Origin of the sequence: Paenibacillus brasilensis (assembly GCF_009363115.1) — a bacterium.
Taxonomy (GTDB): Bacteria; Bacillota; Bacilli; order Paenibacillales; family Paenibacillaceae; genus Paenibacillus; species Paenibacillus brasilensis.
In genome coordinates this window covers 5,352,186-5,368,578 of sequence record NZ_CP045298.1, presented here as the reverse complement: position 1 = coordinate 5,368,578, position 16,393 = coordinate 5,352,186, and the positions used below count along the sequence as shown (strand labels likewise).

Here is a 16,393-nt window from a genome sequence, read left to right as displayed (position 1 = left end):
TAGGCGGCTTCTTTTTGTATGTCAGGAAACTTTTCCTTAGCTTCAGATACATTATCAAAAGGGGTGAATAATAAGATATGGGACGAAAGAGAGATCCTAAACGGGATGAAGCATTTGAATTATACAAAGCCAGTTCCGGCAACATACGTCTCACAGAAATAGCCTCTCAACTTAGTGTATCTGAAGGTACGGTAAGAGGATGGAAGGCTAAAGATAAGTGGGAGAGTTTGATTGCTGGAGAAGCGGAACATACGGAAAGTTCCGATGAAGATGGAACTGATCAAAAAAAGGAACCTCCAAATGAAGATAAAGAACCAACATCATATTCGGATGAGCTTTTTCTAAAAGCTGTCCAAATTGTAGCCGAGGCCAAACAAGCCTCGGTTTCTTTATTGCAGCGAAGAATGAGGATAGGTTATAGCAGAGCGGCCCGACTGATTGATGAAATGGAACGGCGTAAATTTGTCGGTACATATCAAGGTGATAAGCCAAGAGAGGTATATGCTACCCTGCTAACAGTTGATGCGCTCTCTAAAGAGCTAAAAGTCGCTGCTCCAGAAATACGGAACGTTCCGAAAAAAATACCGAAACGCTCTAATGATATGGAGCGTTCCAAAACAAAAAAGAACATTCCAGTAATCGAGGAGAAGCCAGAGCCGGAAATTCCGGACGAAGAGGGGTTAACGCCGAAACAGCGGATCTTCATAATGGAATACCTCAGAGATTTCAACGCCACAAGGGCGGCAATGGCTGCTGGATATAGTAAGAAAACAGCATATTCAATTGGATGGGAATTATTGAGGAAACCTGAAATTAAGGCTGCGATACAGAATTACAACGAATCCCTGATGGATGGGGTTGGTTTAAATGCTCAGCGGGTTCTAATGGAGTACATGAAGATTGCTTTTGCAGACATTACGGATTACGTAGAATTCGGTCAAAAGGAAGAGGATGTTCTTGGCTTAGAAGGAGATCCCGTGTTTGATCCTGACACTGGAGAAACGAAGAAGTACAGATATAATTATGTCTCTTTTAAAAATAGTGACGAAATTGATGGAACTCTGGTTTCAGAAGTCAAGCAGGGTAAGGACGGAGTGAGTGTAAAGCTACACGACAAAACCAAAGCATTGGATGTGCTAACTAAATACATGGATCTGCTTCCAGACAAACATAAACGGATGGTTGAAGACGAGAAACTTAAGATGCAACGTGAGAAACTTGAGCTTGAAAGGGCAAAGGTTACGGGAGAAGGCAATACAGAAGACGATCTAATTGACGACTGGGTAGAGGCGGTGGTAGGTGATGAAGCAGAAGGACTCGCCGGAGACGAAACGGAGACTTCAAGCATTCAAGAAACGGATTCCTGAGTATCGTAAGAATCCCACATTGTTTTGCCAAGAGATGCTTAAGTTCTATCCTGATGATTGGCAGGCAAGCACTCTAATGGATTTAGCTAATAATCCGCGCGTTTCAGTACGTTCAGGTCAAGGCGTAGGAAAAACTGGGCTGGAAGCTGCAACAGCCCTTTGGTTTCTGTCCTGCTTCCCTTATCCAAAAGTAATTTGTACCGCTCCTACAAGACAGCAGCTACATGACGTATTATGGGCTGAGATTAATAAATGGCAATCTAAAAGTCCGGTGCTGAAACGAATCCTTAAGTGGACTAAGACCAAAATATACATGAAGAATTATGAGGAACGATGGTTCGCTACAGCTCGGACAGCAACCAAGCCTGAGAATATGCAGGGTTTTCATGAGGACTATATGCTTTTCATTGTGGATGAAGCATCAGGCGTTGCCGATCCAATTATGGAGGCTATCTTGGGTACGTTGTCTGGTGAGTTCAATAAAATATTGATGTGCGGCAACCCGACAAAAACGTCGGGTGTTTTTTATGATTCGCACAATAAGGATAGAGCGGATTATAAAACACGCAAGGTGTCATGCTTAGACAGCCCAAGAACCAGCAAGGATAATATCGCTATGCTCAAGCGGAAGTATGGCGAAGGCAGTGATGTATGGAGAGTCCGGGTTGAAGGTGAATTCCCCCGTGGAGAATCGGATACATTTATTTCATTGGAAGTGGCTGAATTTGCAGCTAAAGAAGTGAGGATGGAACCCGCCGGAGACATGCTAACTATAGGCGTTGACGTTGCGCGTTTTGGTGATGATGAGACCTCAATGTTTGCTGGCATAGGGCCAAGAGTTGTAGGAGAACACCATCATTTCAAGAAAGACACAATGGTTACTGCTGGTTGGGTAATCAGCCTGGCTAAAGAGCTACATAAAGCTCATCCATATTTAAATCGAATCAGAATAAGAGTAGATGATAGCGGTGTAGGTGGAGGAGTAACGGATCGACTAAATGAAGTCCTAGCTGAAGAAGGACTACCATATGAAATCATTCCAATTAACAATGGTTCTTCATCTTTAGATGAGCACTATGGGAACCTGGTTACTGAAATGTGGGCATCCATAAAGGAACAATTAGAACAGAATATGAGCAATTTTATAAATGGAGATACGAGTGTTCTACAATTGCCTGATGACGATGTTCTTATAACCCAACTTACAGCACGTAAATGGAACATGACCAGTAAGGGTAAAATGCTGCTTGAAAGTAAGAAGGATATGAAAAAGCGTGGGCTCAAATCACCAGACAGAGCTGACGCTTTTGTTTTGACATTTGGAGAATATTTAATGGAACCAGATACACATATTATGCTTCCTTCAATAGGTAGTGTAGCAGTAAAAAAATAATTAATGATAATTAATAAACCTCGTGGTGGAAGGATATTTCGAGATAGTTCAGTGGTATCAGCAGATTAATTTTGTTCGACGCAAGGCGGCGATTACGTAGTTATATACTTATAGAGAGCATCAATCCACCAATGCGATCAGCAAGCAGACGGAGGACATTGCCACTTATAACGTAGATAAAGAGGCGGAGCTTAAAAGCAAAGGATAAGCTGCTGGAACTGGCGATGAGCAAGCTGTCCAGCATTCAGCGGGAGGTTATTCGACGGAGCTACCTGGACGACGAGGGCGAATTTGACTATATCATTGCCGGGGAACTGCACATGAGTGATCGCCGGTTAAGAGAGATCAAACAGGCAGCTCTGGACACACTCGCCGGGATGCTCCGTTTAACCGTTTTTATTAAGAGCTCAGTTCCAACCAGCTCAGTCGTGTAAAAAGGGGTTCCGGTTTTTTGCTGGAATCTTGCCGCTTTGTTGCCGTTCATTGGACTTTTTATGTGGTAAATTTGTATCATGGAAAATCAAATAAGGAACGAACCGCAGCTTTCCAGCCTCGGTGATCAGGTCGGCCAATGTGCCGGCCTTTTTGATTTCCTCTTTATTTTTAATGTGGTGGCGAAAGAGAGACACGGATAATCCCATTACGCAAACAAAGGGAGTAAATAACAAAGTTTGTATGCAGGGGGAGAGTGGCCCCCGCCCACATTATTCATGGCACGCTCAGGCGGCAAGGCAACAGATATCCGGCGGAAACGTCATACAGACCCGGACAGAACCCTTGCGCGGTTCAATTCCGCAGCGTGCCTCATAATAGACTGGTAGGATTGCCCATGTTTTTGTTGAAAAATTACAATTAGAAACTTATAATGTAAGAGGAGACAAACAAATGGGAAAAACATCTATTTAATTTATAATAGCTGTTTTTGAACATGCTTTATTAGTCACAAGTACATAAACCGTAGTCTTACATAATCAGCTTGATTAATGGAGGGAATTGTATTGAAAAGAAACCTTAAATCTGTAATGTCTCTAGCTGTTGCATCTGTGGCGTTAGTAGGTAGTCTCGGGCTTGCAAGCATAGCAAGTGCCAGTTATGCTTACGATGGTTTTACTGGTTTCCCTACATTGCGCCAAGGTGACAGTGGGGGATATGTGAGAGCGCTGCAAGCAAATTTATGGGCCTATGGACAAAAGGGTGACGTGGGAAAGATTGATGGGAGCTTTGGAAGCGGTGTGAAAACAGGGCTCCAAAATTTCCAAAGAAATAAAGGGCTGCCGGCAGACGGAACAGCTGGTTCGGGGACTTGGAATAGAATGACCTATAATGTTTCTATTGAAGTTCCGGGAAGATCTTTCACCTTATCTTCGTCTGACAGTTCGACTTATTACGTGTTTTATGGGAGAAACGATAATAATAGAGGTCTGAGATACTCTGTTTTGTACAAATCCAATAATAAGGCCATTACTGAAGGCACAGTATTTTACGATTAATAGGAGGGGTTTAAATTGAAGAAACAATTAGTTGCTGTAGCATTAGGTGGTGCACTCGTAATAGGTGGTGGTGCATATGCATATAATTCATATGCTGCCGAATCAGAAACGCCTGCACAGATTCCGGTTGAAACGAAAGCAGAAGCGATTGATGCTTCAACAGTGCAAGCGCCGACTGAAACACCAGAAGAGACAGGAGTTGATATCAAAGGTCTCATAAATATATCTGATGTACCGGCAGAAGATATCCATATTCCTAATCTAGCGCAGGGAGCCTCGCTTAGAATTGCAACGCTTGAAAAGCACAGCTTGAAGCCATTAAACACAACAGCTTTGAAAGGCGAGGATGGTTTGGTAATCAGGCAGTCATATCGTGGCAGTGACGGCACTGAAATTATGGTTACTCAAGCAGAATCCCAAATGGATGAACAGACTACTATTGATTATGTGAAAAAAACATATAATATGGAAAAAGTTGAGTTGACTAAAATCAACAATCATACTGTAGCTTATGTTGACGGGCAAGAAAGAAGGGTTGTTCATTTGATTACGAAAGACCACTTCTATACTGTTTCTTCTTTCAATTCCACTCTTGACGAATTGATGGAAATTGCAAAAAAAATTCAAGAGTAATCTGATATGCTGCATTAAAACACAAGCGCGATGCTTGTGTTTTTTTATTACTTTCTTTCTGTTGGGAGGGATTGACCTTGTTCCACGATCAGAAAACAGGAAAAACGAAACGCTTTATAAAAGGTAAATGTTTGATCTGCAATGATCCGAATCCAGAATTTCACACCACATTCGGTGCTTCCTTTTGTGATACGTGCTGAGAAACCATGAAGTCCGGTGATGAGGATAAACTAGGTGAGAGAATTGTCTGGGACGAGTGTTTGATGGAAATAAAGTGTTTGACCGTGAAAATATAGTTCTAGACTGGCAGCGGCGGCGTTAAGCCAACGGACACGATGGTAGATAAAATATGTTATTATTGGATTGTGCAAAGCTTATTCCGCCTATTCGAAGGGAGATTAGTAGAAATGCAAAGTGCTCAACAGGTGCTAACAAATTACTTTCAAGCATTAGGAAGCAAACAGATTGATAAAGTGATCGAATTGGTTCATGATGAAGCGAAATTTATTATTCTTAAAAAAGAGCCTTCTAATAGAATTCCTTTATACGGCACATTTCATGGAAAAGAAGGTGTAAGAAATTATTTAAGCTTATTAGAAGAAGCAGAACAAATAGAGAGTTTTGTCCTTCACAAACTCATCGGTAATCAGGAAGCAGCGTGTGCATGGGGGAATTTCCGCATCAAAGTCAATGTAACCGGGAAAGTGTTCGAGAGTGATTGGGCAATTATTTGCGAAGTAGAACAGGAGAAGATAAGGTTTTTTCAAATCTTCGAAGATACTGCTGCACTTGAAGAAGCTTTTGATTAAGAGACTGTTGATATGTTAGTGCAGCTACACATCACTATGCTGAGTAATCATACGAAAACGTAGGTTACTGACCGGCAACATATCGAATTTGGTCAAGTAATGCGTTACGCTAACGAAGAACGTTAGTTGGATGATAACAGTGGCAGTCTAAGACTTTATTTTTACTTAATAGCGAGTAATATCGAGAAAGTGAGCAAAAGCCAGCTTATAATGGTTTAATTGCCCATTTTCCGGTATTGTTCGGTCTTAGTTCTTTGACGGCCATTTTCGGTAATCAGTAAAATGGTCTTGTTCTTCTTCTTTAGTTACTAAGTACAAATGCTTTTATGCAACAGCGCAGCGTTTTGCATCCCGCTTGCGGGAATAGGTCTTATCGCTGTTTATTTTTTCGGGTTTTAAATAAGCGCCTGTGTCAATTTGGTGCTGTAAATAACATAGGCAGATACAAGTCACTCATTTGGGTGGCTTTTTTTATTGCCTTTTGAAAGGAATTTTGGTTTGAAGCAGAAGAAAGGAATTTTGCTACACATGAAAGGCCCACCAAAACAGCCGAAAAAATGCAAAGGTTGTGTTTGGGGTAGATGGGATGGGATAGCGCAGTTTTGCTTACGGCCACGCCCATGTGTTAAAGAGGATAATTCTTCCTGAATGTCGAAATTTGATGCTTAGGAGGGGAAGAAGAAATGGAAGGACAACAAATTCCCATTAATGAATTTAATGGTATGCTATTCCAGAGTTTTAAAGTTCTCGGATTTGTTTTAATTAGTGCGATAATTCTGAGGTACATCTTCAAGGTGAGAAGTGATCTATTTGATAAAGCCCTGATTTTTTTAAAATTCTTAGGGTACACCGGGCTTGCTCTAGGCGCGTATTTTTTGACCTATCAGGATGGAAAGTTAGTACCAGGAATGCCTGAATCTCTTTCATTGTCTCAATGTTTCGTTATTATTCTAGCGGTATTTGAAGCAATATCCAACTTAGTGGCATTGTTTAAAATCGAAGTTGAAGTTGAAAGGCAAGAATATTATTAAGCACCATGATGGGTGCTTTTTCTTTTGTCCTCATAAAGTGCTAAGTTTTCGAGGAACATTTTCAAACACGTAACTACACAAATTGACAACATATAACAACGAGTGATATAAAGGTATTAAGAACATACATTCTATATGGTGGAGGAGATTTTTATATTAAAATCAATATACTATCAAGCGATTGAACATGAAATCAGGTGGACTTATTGGTTATTTATTGCAACGGCTTTAACAGCTGGGTATTTTTCGTGGGAAATGATATTGAATCTCCCTAAGCCTGAAACATTTTTGGAATTGGGGAAATATTACTTCACTGATACAGCAGCTTACTTGAGGGCTACTGCATTGTCCTTAATCACCGGACTAATGCTTCTTGTTGGTTGTTTTATAGGTCTGGTTTCCGCCATATCGAATGAAGCAGAATATTCGAATTTATATAGAGTATTCATCATAATTGTTGGACTGTTAACAGGTTTAGCTTCATTGTACTTTCTTTATTACGGAGTTTACTTGTTGTTTGTCCTCGCAATCATAGCTTTGATTGCTGTAGTAGCTTTGAATTCTGGGACAAGTAACGGTAGAAGAAAGTAGGGAGGTAGATATACTTGGAAAATAGTATTCCATGGACACAAATAGTTACTGCCGTAGTTGCAATATATGCCGCCTTTATGTCTACAGTTACATTTATTGTGAATAAAAATGAAAAATCGAGAAAAGTTAGCCTCGCATTTTCTTACGGTTTTCTTGATACCTATAATGGGTTAAGCGATGCCGCGGTAATTGTTACAGTCTCCAATCCCGGATACCAACACGTTGTAATAAACATACCTTATCTGATTCTTCCAGATAATAAAACACTAGTTTTTCCTCGACCACAATCTAATGTTAGTTATCCACATAAACTTGAAGCAGGCAGTAGTTGTACTATTTGGATTGGATTGAATGAGTTAAAAGAGACATTGTTTACTAACGGATATAACGGAAAAGTACATCTAGATGCTGGTGTAGATGATGGTTCTGGAAGAAAACACTTAACTAAAAAGAGTCTAATTTTAAACTTGGATGTTAGCTAAAAACCGTAGTAACACCGAATGAAACCAATGATATTATTCAGACATAGAAATATGAACATTAAGAAGGTCAGGAAACTTTTCCTACCTTCTTTTTTATTGCGGGATTGAAAGAAGATGTTTAAGTGGTCGAAAATCAGTAGTAAATCCGAATAAAACAGGTGTTATCCTGTATTCATAGAAGTTTGCCAAGAAAGGCGGTGAAATCTTGAAATGGTATCATAAAGCCATATATTCATTTGCGAATGCAGTTCTTCCGGCAACGGTAAAGCGGCAGATGATGGGTATAGGCAGAACGACAGTTCCCAAGAACTCCAACCCGTGGGGGATATTTAATTGGTTGCCTAAAAAGTATCAACAGGTCCACAATATTGACCTTACTAAACTACAGAGTTACACCGCAGAGGAATTACTTGAGCTATTGATATCTGTCCATCCAGACGTTTCCTATGCCCTATACACATACTTACGTATGGGAGATACCGAATTAACATTTACAGCTAAGAAGCCAAACGGGAATGCAGATAAGGGTGGACAACGGGTACTGGACGAACTCAAAGCTATGCTAAACACACCGCTACCTTCGCCGGGATACCAGCACGGACGCTCATTAGATAAACTGGACACGATCCAGCGGATGATGATTATGGTCCGTGGTGCGTGTGCTGGAGAGGTAGTCTTGAATGAACAGTGCAATGATGTGATTGATATTGTTCCAGTTGATCCGGCTTTAATTTGGTTTCGTAGGGAGCCGGAGACTAATCGCCTTACACCGTGGCAATACGTGAAGAACCCGCGAAGGAACGCGAATGAGGAGTGGTTCGGTAATTACAAGAAGATTGACACACCAACGTTCATCTATGAAGAGTTCGATCCGATGGTCGATGATCCTTATGGACGAACGCCCATGCTTCCAGTGTTGCAAGTAGTGTTCTTTCATCTTCAAGTGTTGGCTGACCTGAAAGCAGTAGTGCATAACCAAGGCTATCCAAGGCTTGATATCTCTATGCTGGAAGAAATCATGCTGAAGAACATGCCAAACAACTTGAAAAGTAATCCCGATGGTCAACAGAAATGGCTTAAAGAGCGAATGGAAGAGATGATAAACCATTTCAACTCACTCAATCCAGACGATGCCCTTGTCCACTGGGATAGTGTAAAAGTCGAATATCTCAAAGGCGGTAATTCAGGGCCGATGATTGATATTAAAAAGCTCATCGACATTATTGATACCCAAATGGCGACTTCACTCAAGACGCTGCTCACCATCCTTTCCAGGCATCAAGGATCAACCGAAACATACAGTTCGATTGACACTCAAATATATATCAAAAATGTAGAGTCCGCGCGGAGCGTAACCAAACGTTTCTGGCAGCGGTCTTTTTCGTTGTCTGCAAGAGTAAAGGGGACTCAAACAAAAGTTGAAGCTGACTATCTCCCTATTGATCTACGCTCAGAAAATGAGATTGAACGTGACCGACGTTCAAAGATCGACAACTACATCACAGCGGAGAAGAATTTCTACATCACACCGTTGGAAGCTGCTGAGGAAATACGTTGGACACTTGGTATTAATGCCAAAATACCTGCTGAATTACTTCCTTTGCTTGTAAAGAAGCATGAATCTGATTCGAATGAAGAAAATACTCCATCGGAGGGAGGTGAATAAAAAAATGGCTAAACCTACACCCGAACAATTGGCGAAAATCAATCAAAAAGCATTGGTCCCTTTAACCGATGAACAAACTCATGTGTTTCAAGCAAGAATCATAGGAACCAAGCGTATTGATAAGTACAAAATGAAAATTACCCCAAACTTTCTACGCAAAATGGCAGATCAGGTTAAAGAAGGAGTCGCCTTGCTGGTTGACCATCCGTGGCAGAAGTGGGAAGCCTTATCTTTCCCATATGGCAGAACTTTTGACAGTCGAATTATCGAAGAGGGAGGGGAACTGGAACTCTACGGTGATCATTATATGGCAAAAGGGTTAGAGGCCAATGGAATCTCAACGGATCAACTGGCTACCGGTATTGATTCAGGAACTATATTTGACACCTCGGCAGGATTTGTAACAACGAAACATATTTGTGGTATTTGTGGGGGTGACTACTACGGACCTTCAGCATGCTCTCACATCCGTGGACAAATGTATGACGACAAAGAATGTCTTGTTCTAGCTGATGACGGATACATCATGGAGAACTCTATCGTGTTTGATGGAGGTTACGAAGGAGCTGGAATTACACGTGAATCTCTCTCAATGAAACAACATGGTGAATCTGAACAGCCGAAACAAACTGAATACGAACCGTTACCTTTAGATGCGAAGTCGCTTGATGGCGATGGACGCATCTTTTATTTTTTTAGCAACAAAGGTGGCATGTCTGCTTTTGTATCTAAACAGCATCAAACAAAAGAACAGGCCGAGACATTGGCCCAAGGAGATGACACTATGAACGAAGAACAAAAAGCTGCTTTAGTAGCAGCGCAAACCCAAGCAACTGCGTTGGCAGCGGCTAATAATGTACTTGGACAAATCCGGGCAGCGCTAAGTGTGGAAAACGATACTGACATCTTGAGCAAACTCACATCGTTGAGCGCTCAGGCTGCTGATGGAGTGACATACAAGATCAAAGTTACTGAACAAGCATGTGGAGCTGGTGTCCGTGCTCTTGGTGAAGCTTTTAATGTAGAAGCCATGAAAACGGCATTATCTCATCTGCCAGTATCTGAAATTGAAAAGATCGGCGCAACGTATGAGGCGCAGGCACAAGCTGCTTTGGGTGGCGGTGGTCGCCATACACAAGGTGACGATGTAAACCTTCCTGAGGGAGCACTGAATGGAACACCACCAACTAACTCACAAAATGATGGTGGCGAGAAAACGCCAGAACAACTTAAAGTATTAGCTCGTGAAGAAGCTCGGGCGGCACTTAAGAATACAGGCAGGGGTAATCTGTTGAAGGAGGATAAATAATTATGATGCAATCTCAGTATAATGGCGCTCCTGGTCCCGGTCAGGTTATTACTCAAGAGTTTACAGAGGTTCTTGCATCTACCGATCTTCAGGCAAAGCTTCCCGGAGGTATTTTGCTGAAACAAGGACAAGGAATCCTGAAAAAAGGGACAGTTATCGGCAAAATAACAGCGGCTGGGGCGGATAAGGATAAAGCGGTGGCGTATAGCGCATCGGCAACCAATGGTTCCGAAGTAGCCTTGTGCATTTTGGATAACGACCATGATACAACAATCTCAGATGTTGGCGCTTCGGCGTGGATCGCTGGCATTTTCCATGAATCTAAATTGACAGGCATTGATGCAGCGGCTAAGACAGCGCTGAAGCTTTGCTACTTTGTATAAGGGGGATAAACATAAATGGCAAACGTACTTGATCCATATTTCCTTACGGAAGTCGTTCAGAACATTCGGACGGATATTAACAGTTTTCGCGGGGCTCAACTACTGACAAATGGCGCTGACTTCAAACCTGAACTTGGACTCACCATCGAATATGACATTACTTATGATGACACGGGGATGACACCTGCTACCGGGCTGAATGATCCTTCACCAATTCATACGTCTCCTGTGGTGAAACATATGAATTTTACGAACCAAGAATGGAGAGAAAAGTCCATTATTGATCGTGAAAAGATTGCCACTTTGAGAAAGCCAGGTAATAACTTGCAGCAACAGTGGGCAGAGGAGTATATGGTGGATCAATTGGTCAACTTGAACATGAGGCTTGAGACACGTTTTGAGTGGATGCGTTGGCAGTCCCTGACCGGCAATCTTATCGTTCCAGCAACTGCAAACAAACCTGCCAGAACGATTGATTACGGCGTCCCTGCCACTAACAAGCCAACGGCAGATGTGCTCTGGAGCAATACGGCAACCGCTGATCCGCTGAAAAACTTGGATGAGTGGCTCCTTCTATTCCGGGGAAGTGGTGCAAGAGGAGTTAAGATTCTGGCAAATAAAAAGGTAGACAGCTACATGAAGCAAAATGAGAAAATTCGCGAATTGATCAGATACACATATGGCAAGGATGTTGTAACGGATGGCTCACTTTCTGAAATTGTCAGCCAAAACTTGAGTGGCCTTCAGTACGAAGTGTACGATGGTGGCTACATTGACGATACCGGAACGTTCTATCCTTTCATTCCTGACAATGCCGTAATTATCATCGGTCAAGGCATGACAGGCTCCATTATGGATCTTGTTACAAGCCCGAATAACTATGAAGACATTTTCACGGGCCATACAGGGAAGTTTGCTCTCACCAAGCTAATTCAAGGTGACCCCGATCAATGGCAAGTGATTAACGGTGCTACTGTTCTGCCGCGACTGAAATACGTCAACTGGCATATCTTCGCTACAGTGGCGTAAGGGGGAGAACTCAATTTATGACAACTGTAAAAGTATTAGTTGATGCTGTTGGGCAATACAATGCCGGGGACATCGTAACAGATGCCCCTGACGGTCTTGTAGATATCGCAAAGAAAAAAATTCGCAATGCGGCAACCGGACAATTGCTTGCGGAAATTGTAGATGGTAACGGGGCTGTCGACGGTTCACCTTCAGAACGAGAGTTGCAACTTCAGGCTGAATTAGAACAGTCCAAAGCGCGAGAAGCTGAATTACTTGAGCAAATTGATATTCTTCAGTCCGACGGTGAATTGAAAGAATTGAAAGCCTCAGCTAAGGAATTGAAAATACCTGGATACACCAAAATGAGTATTGAAGAATTGAAACAGGCTATCAGTGCTGCTGGCGGTGCAGCAGATGGCAAATAAGATACTCATTACTGAAACATATCATGAGGAAATTAGAGGGCGTTTAGGAGTTGGTGAGGATGTAATATCCGATGCTGACATAGACGCTCTTTCTGTTTTACCCATTGGAGAATCGAGGATTGTAAAAGCCGTTCCTAATTTTGCTGAGTTAACTGGTGATGATCAAACTTATGTGTATGCAGCAGCCGTTTGTATGGTTGCTGCCATACTGGCCCCTTCTATGACAGCGAGAATCAAGAAGTCTAAAAAGGACTTTGACTTCTTTTTTGAAAATCAGATTGTTGATTGGAAAAAGTACGCTGTTCAGCTTGTTGATGAAGCCTTTGAGTTTATCGAGTCCATATCAACAGTACAGCATGGGACAGATGTTCCGGTACTCAGTGTAGCTGGGCCGACCCGGGCGAGAGAAAGGCGGTGTCACTGATGTTTAAAGACTTCGCTCATAGGCATTCACCTTGTACTGTCAGTGGTGAGCCCGATGTCGTTATACTGTCTAGGGAAACGAAAGCCACAACGGTTATCGGAAAAGAGTATATGTATAATGGTTTGTTTTCTTCGAAATCATTTGTAAAGCCGGGAGATATAGTTCAGAACGAATCGTCGTATTTGGTACAGACTCTACGTACAACAACTGAGAAGGACAAGTACTGCTCTCTGATTAAAACGAACGCTTTAATCGAGGTTCAGAGATACCAGCAAGCATACGATGCAAACGATAATCCGGTGGGCGATGCTGAATTTACATCGGTCGCTGCTAATGTTGTTTGCTTCGCACAGTACGTCACAGCACAACTGCGGCAGCAGGAACCGGGATTACTACCGAGTACCGTTTTTGTTTTGCAGATGCAAACGATTGTTGATGTAAAGAGGCCAGAGGAGACAAGTACTTCCATTCCTGACCGAATCGTAATGGGCGGGAAGACATACCAGGTAGATGTAGTTGATAGGATTAAGTATCCAAATCTGCTGCATGTGCAACTATCTGAGGACCGGATATGATTACGGGCTATGATGCGGCTCGGGCAACCAAGGATTTGGAGAATAAGTTGGTTGTAGAAATCACTGGACTAACGAAACTGGTCATGCTGGCAGCTAAAAGCGGTATTCGGTATTATCCAGCAGTACGGGATCATTTAGAGATGCACATGTTCGTGCTTGCTAATCAAATGATTTCAGGAGATATCACCGCGGATTATTGGCAAGCATGGCTTGAACAGTTTGGCAAAGGCTCCAAGATGGCAGACAGTAGTCAAAACCCTGGTCTTATAACCTACATGAACAGCGAAGCGTGGAACCGTCTGAGGTCCAAAGGTGATCGTATTATTGTAGGTCGTTCCCGTGGAAAGTACCTGGCAATTGACGGCACCGTGAAGGAATCAGGCGGGGGCTATGCTGGAGTGGATTTAGAGGAGTTGGCGGAACGCGGCGATATTGATGCGTCATTCAAAGCTACACCGCCGACCTACTTCCTGCGTATTGCAATCCAATCCAACCGCAAGCGTATCTTGGACGGTATTAGCCATGTCATAACTGAGTTTCCGTATCACAGATACTTCAAGGAGGTTAAGGAGTGAGCTTACAGTTAATTGACGCTGTTCAGAGTGCTTTGAAGGCAGATACAGAGCTTATGTCCATGCTGAAGCTTACTCCTTCTTCGCCATCTGCCGAGGTCGTGAAGCGATTTACGAAAGGCATGGAACCTGAGATAACAGTCAGCAAGGATACCGTTCCACATATTTGTCAATACGTTATGCCGGGACGATACGCAGCTAATCCATTGGTATTCGAAGGTAAGTTCTGTATCGACTTTTATGGTAAGACGGCATATGAAGCAAAGCTTCTATTCGAAAGAGCATTCAAAACTTTGCACGAGAAAAGGTTGTTTGCACAGGAATTTATGTCTTATCTTTGTGTGCTGGCTTATGACTCTGATTTTGCAACAGGCATACAGGGTGCAAAGGGCTATAAGGCAATTTTTGATGTTGATTACTTGAGAATGAATTGAGGTGAGAATAATGGCTGATGAAGTAGCTCAACAACCAGCGGTAGCGCAGGTTAATATCGAAAAACCATTGCCAGAGTTGGACAAACTAATTTCGGAGAAGGTCAACCTTGCTAAAAAACTGGGCATCATGGGTAACTTGGAGCAGATTCAGGGTTACAGCGACACCGATGAATATCGGCGCATCAACGAAATAGATAACCGCTTATGGGAACTGGTCAAATAATCTGGCTGGTTATTTTTTGTTTTCACAAATGAGGAGGATGAATCATGGAACCATTAGTTTTTGATGGAGTAGGCACTATCCAGGTGTACGAGCCGGGAGGAAAACTTAAATTTTTGGATGACAAAATCACAAAGGTAACGCTTCAACTCCAATTTGATTGGGACAAAGTCATGGGTGGAGATAGTGGCTATGCATTCCACTACACAGCGAAGGATCTGGCTGACAAAGCCAGTATCGAAATTCCCCGTTACTCAGATATTTTGGCTGAATTGTCTCAGGGCGCAGAGTCAGAAAAGGGAGCAGTTACGTTTGATGAGACAGAGCAAGGATTCTTAGATGTAACGAACGGTTATAAGATCAAAGCTCTTTCGAAATTCGGCGGGACTTTAGTTTCCCTTAGCGAAAAAGTTTACTTGAAAGATACAGATACAGGAAAACTTACGGAACTAACGCGTGTGGCAACCACACCAACAGCAGAGCAGTACGTTATTTCTGCCGACGGTAAGATCACATCCGACACAGCGAATGACAACAAGTTGATTATTATTACATTTAAATGGACAAAAGAGAATGGCACACGAAGCGGATTGAGTGGTAAGCGCCGTCCGAAGCCGTTTAAATTTGTTCACCGTTTCTCATTGACTGATGACCGAAATGGCGGGGAGGTACCTTGCCAATTGACAATTTGGAAAGCGCTAGGCGGAGGTACATTGGACGTATCTCAAGAACGTAAAAAACCAACTAGTAACTCATTGGCGTTGGAAATCATGGAACCGGACATCACCCCTGATAATCCAGAAGGATATGCTGCTGAATTGATCTTTGGTATCTAAATAAAAAAACATAGCCCTCTACCGCTAAAGGTAGGGGGGTTACATACATTGAGGAGGAAATTTAATGAGTACAGACAAACAGTTGGATAAAACGCTTAATATCGGAGATGAAATCACGCTTGGTGAAGGAATTGTAAAGCATGTAAAAATCGGAACTATCGCTTTGATCCGTCAAGTACGACAACTCATGAGCGGAAATGAATATAAATTTTCTTTTTCAATCGGTCGTGAGAAATGGGAAGCTACAAAAGAACGGGCCGAGGTCGATTGGCCTAAAGTTGAGGCATTGCATAAGGAAGCCTTTAATCTTGTGTTGGTAGAAGGACTGGCGGAGGAAGAATACGAGAAAGTAGACGAAGAGGGCATTAAGAAGTTGGACGGACTCTTGGAACGATTTCTATAAGGAGTCGTTTCCGCCTGATGAAGATTATGAGCCTGACGACGAAGAAGACCAAGAGATTCCTGAGGATGATCAGGAAACGGACTGGATAGAACTTTGGGCTTTATGCGTGAGTAATGGTATTTCTGATTCAGAATGGCCTAATATGACCATACCAAAGATTAGAGCGCTCATGAAAGCCAAGAACAGAAACCGGGAATTTGAAATTATTCTTCACGGTGGCAATGTGGAAAACAAAAAGCCAAAGAAGGTCAAGACGTTATCTGATCTTGGTTTCTTCGCCAAGTAAAATATCATTGTTTTAAGAGGCATCCGCAATTATGCAGGATGCCTCTTTTTCTG

General features: G+C 42.4%; 22 protein-coding genes. All 22 read left to right on the top strand.

The window, feature by feature from the left end; genetic code table 11:
- The first annotated feature begins 77 nt into the window (after window positions 1–77).
- The 22 genes from GCU48_RS28735 (at window position 78) to GCU48_RS27230 (ending at window position 16,340) form a co-directional block, all read left to right on the top strand.
- Window positions 78–1,367, top strand: coding sequence for a terminase small subunit (locus GCU48_RS28735; protein ID WP_152381891.1), 1,290 nt, complete (start codon window positions 78–80; stop codon window positions 1,365–1,367).
- Window positions 1,303–2,760 carry a DEAD/DEAH box helicase family protein gene (locus tag GCU48_RS25440; protein WP_152381890.1) on the top strand — a complete coding sequence of 486 codons (1,458 nt, stop codon included), beginning with the start codon at window positions 1,303–1,305 and terminating at the stop codon, window positions 2,758–2,760. The genes GCU48_RS28735 and GCU48_RS25440 overlap by 65 nt, the downstream gene beginning before the upstream one ends.
- Before the next feature lie 224 nt (window positions 2,761–2,984).
- Window positions 2,985–3,194: an ArpU family phage packaging/lysis transcriptional regulator gene (locus GCU48_RS25435; RefSeq protein WP_152381889.1), complete on the top strand. Its 210-nt coding sequence runs from the start codon at window positions 2,985–2,987 to the stop codon at window positions 3,192–3,194.
- Between the two features lie 564 nt (window positions 3,195–3,758).
- Window positions 3,759–4,250 (top strand): peptidoglycan-binding domain-containing protein, encoded by a 492-nt coding sequence (locus GCU48_RS25430; RefSeq protein ID WP_167518780.1) that lies wholly within the window; start codon window positions 3,759–3,761, stop codon window positions 4,248–4,250.
- A 15-nt stretch (window positions 4,251–4,265) separates the two neighbouring features.
- On the top strand, window positions 4,266–4,883 hold the full coding sequence (locus GCU48_RS25425; RefSeq protein ID WP_152381887.1) for a DUF4367 domain-containing protein: 618 nt from the start codon (window positions 4,266–4,268) through the stop codon (window positions 4,881–4,883).
- 407 nt (window positions 4,884–5,290) lie between these two features.
- Complete coding sequence (locus tag GCU48_RS25420) at window positions 5,291–5,692, top strand: nuclear transport factor 2 family protein (protein ID WP_152381886.1); 402 nt, start codon at window positions 5,291–5,293, stop codon at window positions 5,690–5,692.
- Window positions 5,693–6,375: 683 nt separating this feature from the next.
- Window positions 6,376–6,723, top strand: coding sequence for a hypothetical protein (locus GCU48_RS25410; RefSeq protein WP_152381885.1), 348 nt, complete (start codon window positions 6,376–6,378; stop codon window positions 6,721–6,723).
- A 135-nt stretch (window positions 6,724–6,858) separates the two neighbouring features.
- A complete protein-coding gene (locus tag GCU48_RS25405; RefSeq protein WP_152381884.1) occupies window positions 6,859–7,314 on the top strand; it encodes a hypothetical protein in 456 nt (151 codons plus the stop codon).
- A 14-nt stretch (window positions 7,315–7,328) separates the two neighbouring features.
- A complete protein-coding gene (locus GCU48_RS25400) occupies window positions 7,329–7,796 on the top strand; it encodes a hypothetical protein (RefSeq protein WP_152381883.1) in 468 nt (155 codons plus the stop codon).
- A gap of 205 nt (window positions 7,797–8,001) precedes the next feature.
- Window positions 8,002–9,462, top strand: coding sequence for a hypothetical protein (locus GCU48_RS25395; protein WP_152381882.1), 1,461 nt, complete (start codon window positions 8,002–8,004; stop codon window positions 9,460–9,462).
- Between the two features lie 4 nt (window positions 9,463–9,466).
- Window positions 9,467–10,771 carry a hypothetical protein gene (locus GCU48_RS25390; protein ID WP_152381881.1) on the top strand — a complete coding sequence of 435 codons (1,305 nt, stop codon included), beginning with the start codon at window positions 9,467–9,469 and terminating at the stop codon, window positions 10,769–10,771.
- A 2-nt stretch (window positions 10,772–10,773) separates the two neighbouring features.
- On the top strand, window positions 10,774–11,154 hold the full coding sequence (locus GCU48_RS25385; protein WP_090738476.1) for a head decoration protein: 381 nt from the start codon (window positions 10,774–10,776) through the stop codon (window positions 11,152–11,154).
- A 15-nt stretch (window positions 11,155–11,169) separates the two neighbouring features.
- Complete coding sequence (locus tag GCU48_RS25380; RefSeq protein WP_152381880.1) at window positions 11,170–12,183, top strand: major capsid protein; 1,014 nt, start codon at window positions 11,170–11,172, stop codon at window positions 12,181–12,183.
- Between the two features lie 17 nt (window positions 12,184–12,200).
- Window positions 12,201–12,590, top strand: coding sequence for a hypothetical protein (locus GCU48_RS25375; protein ID WP_152381879.1), 390 nt, complete (start codon window positions 12,201–12,203; stop codon window positions 12,588–12,590).
- Window positions 12,580–13,014 (top strand): hypothetical protein, encoded by a 435-nt coding sequence (locus GCU48_RS25370; RefSeq protein WP_152381878.1) that lies wholly within the window; start codon window positions 12,580–12,582, stop codon window positions 13,012–13,014. Before GCU48_RS25375 ends, GCU48_RS25370 begins: the two co-directional genes overlap by 11 nt.
- The gene (locus GCU48_RS25365) at window positions 13,014–13,589 is read left to right on the top strand and encodes a hypothetical protein (RefSeq protein WP_152381877.1); all 576 of its coding nucleotides are present in this window, start codon (window positions 13,014–13,016) and stop codon (window positions 13,587–13,589) included. Before GCU48_RS25370 ends, GCU48_RS25365 begins: the two co-directional genes overlap by 1 nt.
- On the top strand, window positions 13,586–14,164 hold the full coding sequence (locus GCU48_RS25360; protein ID WP_152381876.1) for a hypothetical protein: 579 nt from the start codon (window positions 13,586–13,588) through the stop codon (window positions 14,162–14,164). Before GCU48_RS25365 ends, GCU48_RS25360 begins: the two co-directional genes overlap by 4 nt.
- Entirely contained in the window at window positions 14,161–14,595 is a 435-nt protein-coding gene (locus GCU48_RS25355; RefSeq protein ID WP_152381875.1) for a hypothetical protein, read from the top strand. Before GCU48_RS25360 ends, GCU48_RS25355 begins: the two co-directional genes overlap by 4 nt.
- A 10-nt stretch (window positions 14,596–14,605) precedes the next feature.
- Window positions 14,606–14,818 (top strand): hypothetical protein, encoded by a 213-nt coding sequence (locus GCU48_RS25350; protein ID WP_152381874.1) that lies wholly within the window; start codon window positions 14,606–14,608, stop codon window positions 14,816–14,818.
- 44 nt (window positions 14,819–14,862) lie between these two features.
- Entirely contained in the window at window positions 14,863–15,651 is a 789-nt protein-coding gene (locus GCU48_RS25345) for a hypothetical protein (protein ID WP_025717263.1), read from the top strand.
- A gap of 64 nt (window positions 15,652–15,715) precedes the next feature.
- Window positions 15,716–16,054 carry a hypothetical protein gene (locus GCU48_RS25340; RefSeq protein WP_152381873.1) on the top strand — a complete coding sequence of 113 codons (339 nt, stop codon included), beginning with the start codon at window positions 15,716–15,718 and terminating at the stop codon, window positions 16,052–16,054.
- 142 nt (window positions 16,055–16,196) lie between these two features.
- Window positions 16,197–16,340, top strand: a complete 144-nt coding sequence (locus GCU48_RS27230; protein ID WP_167518779.1) for a hypothetical protein — start codon at window positions 16,197–16,199, stop codon at window positions 16,338–16,340.
- The last annotated feature ends 53 nt before the right edge of the window (window positions 16,341–16,393 follow it).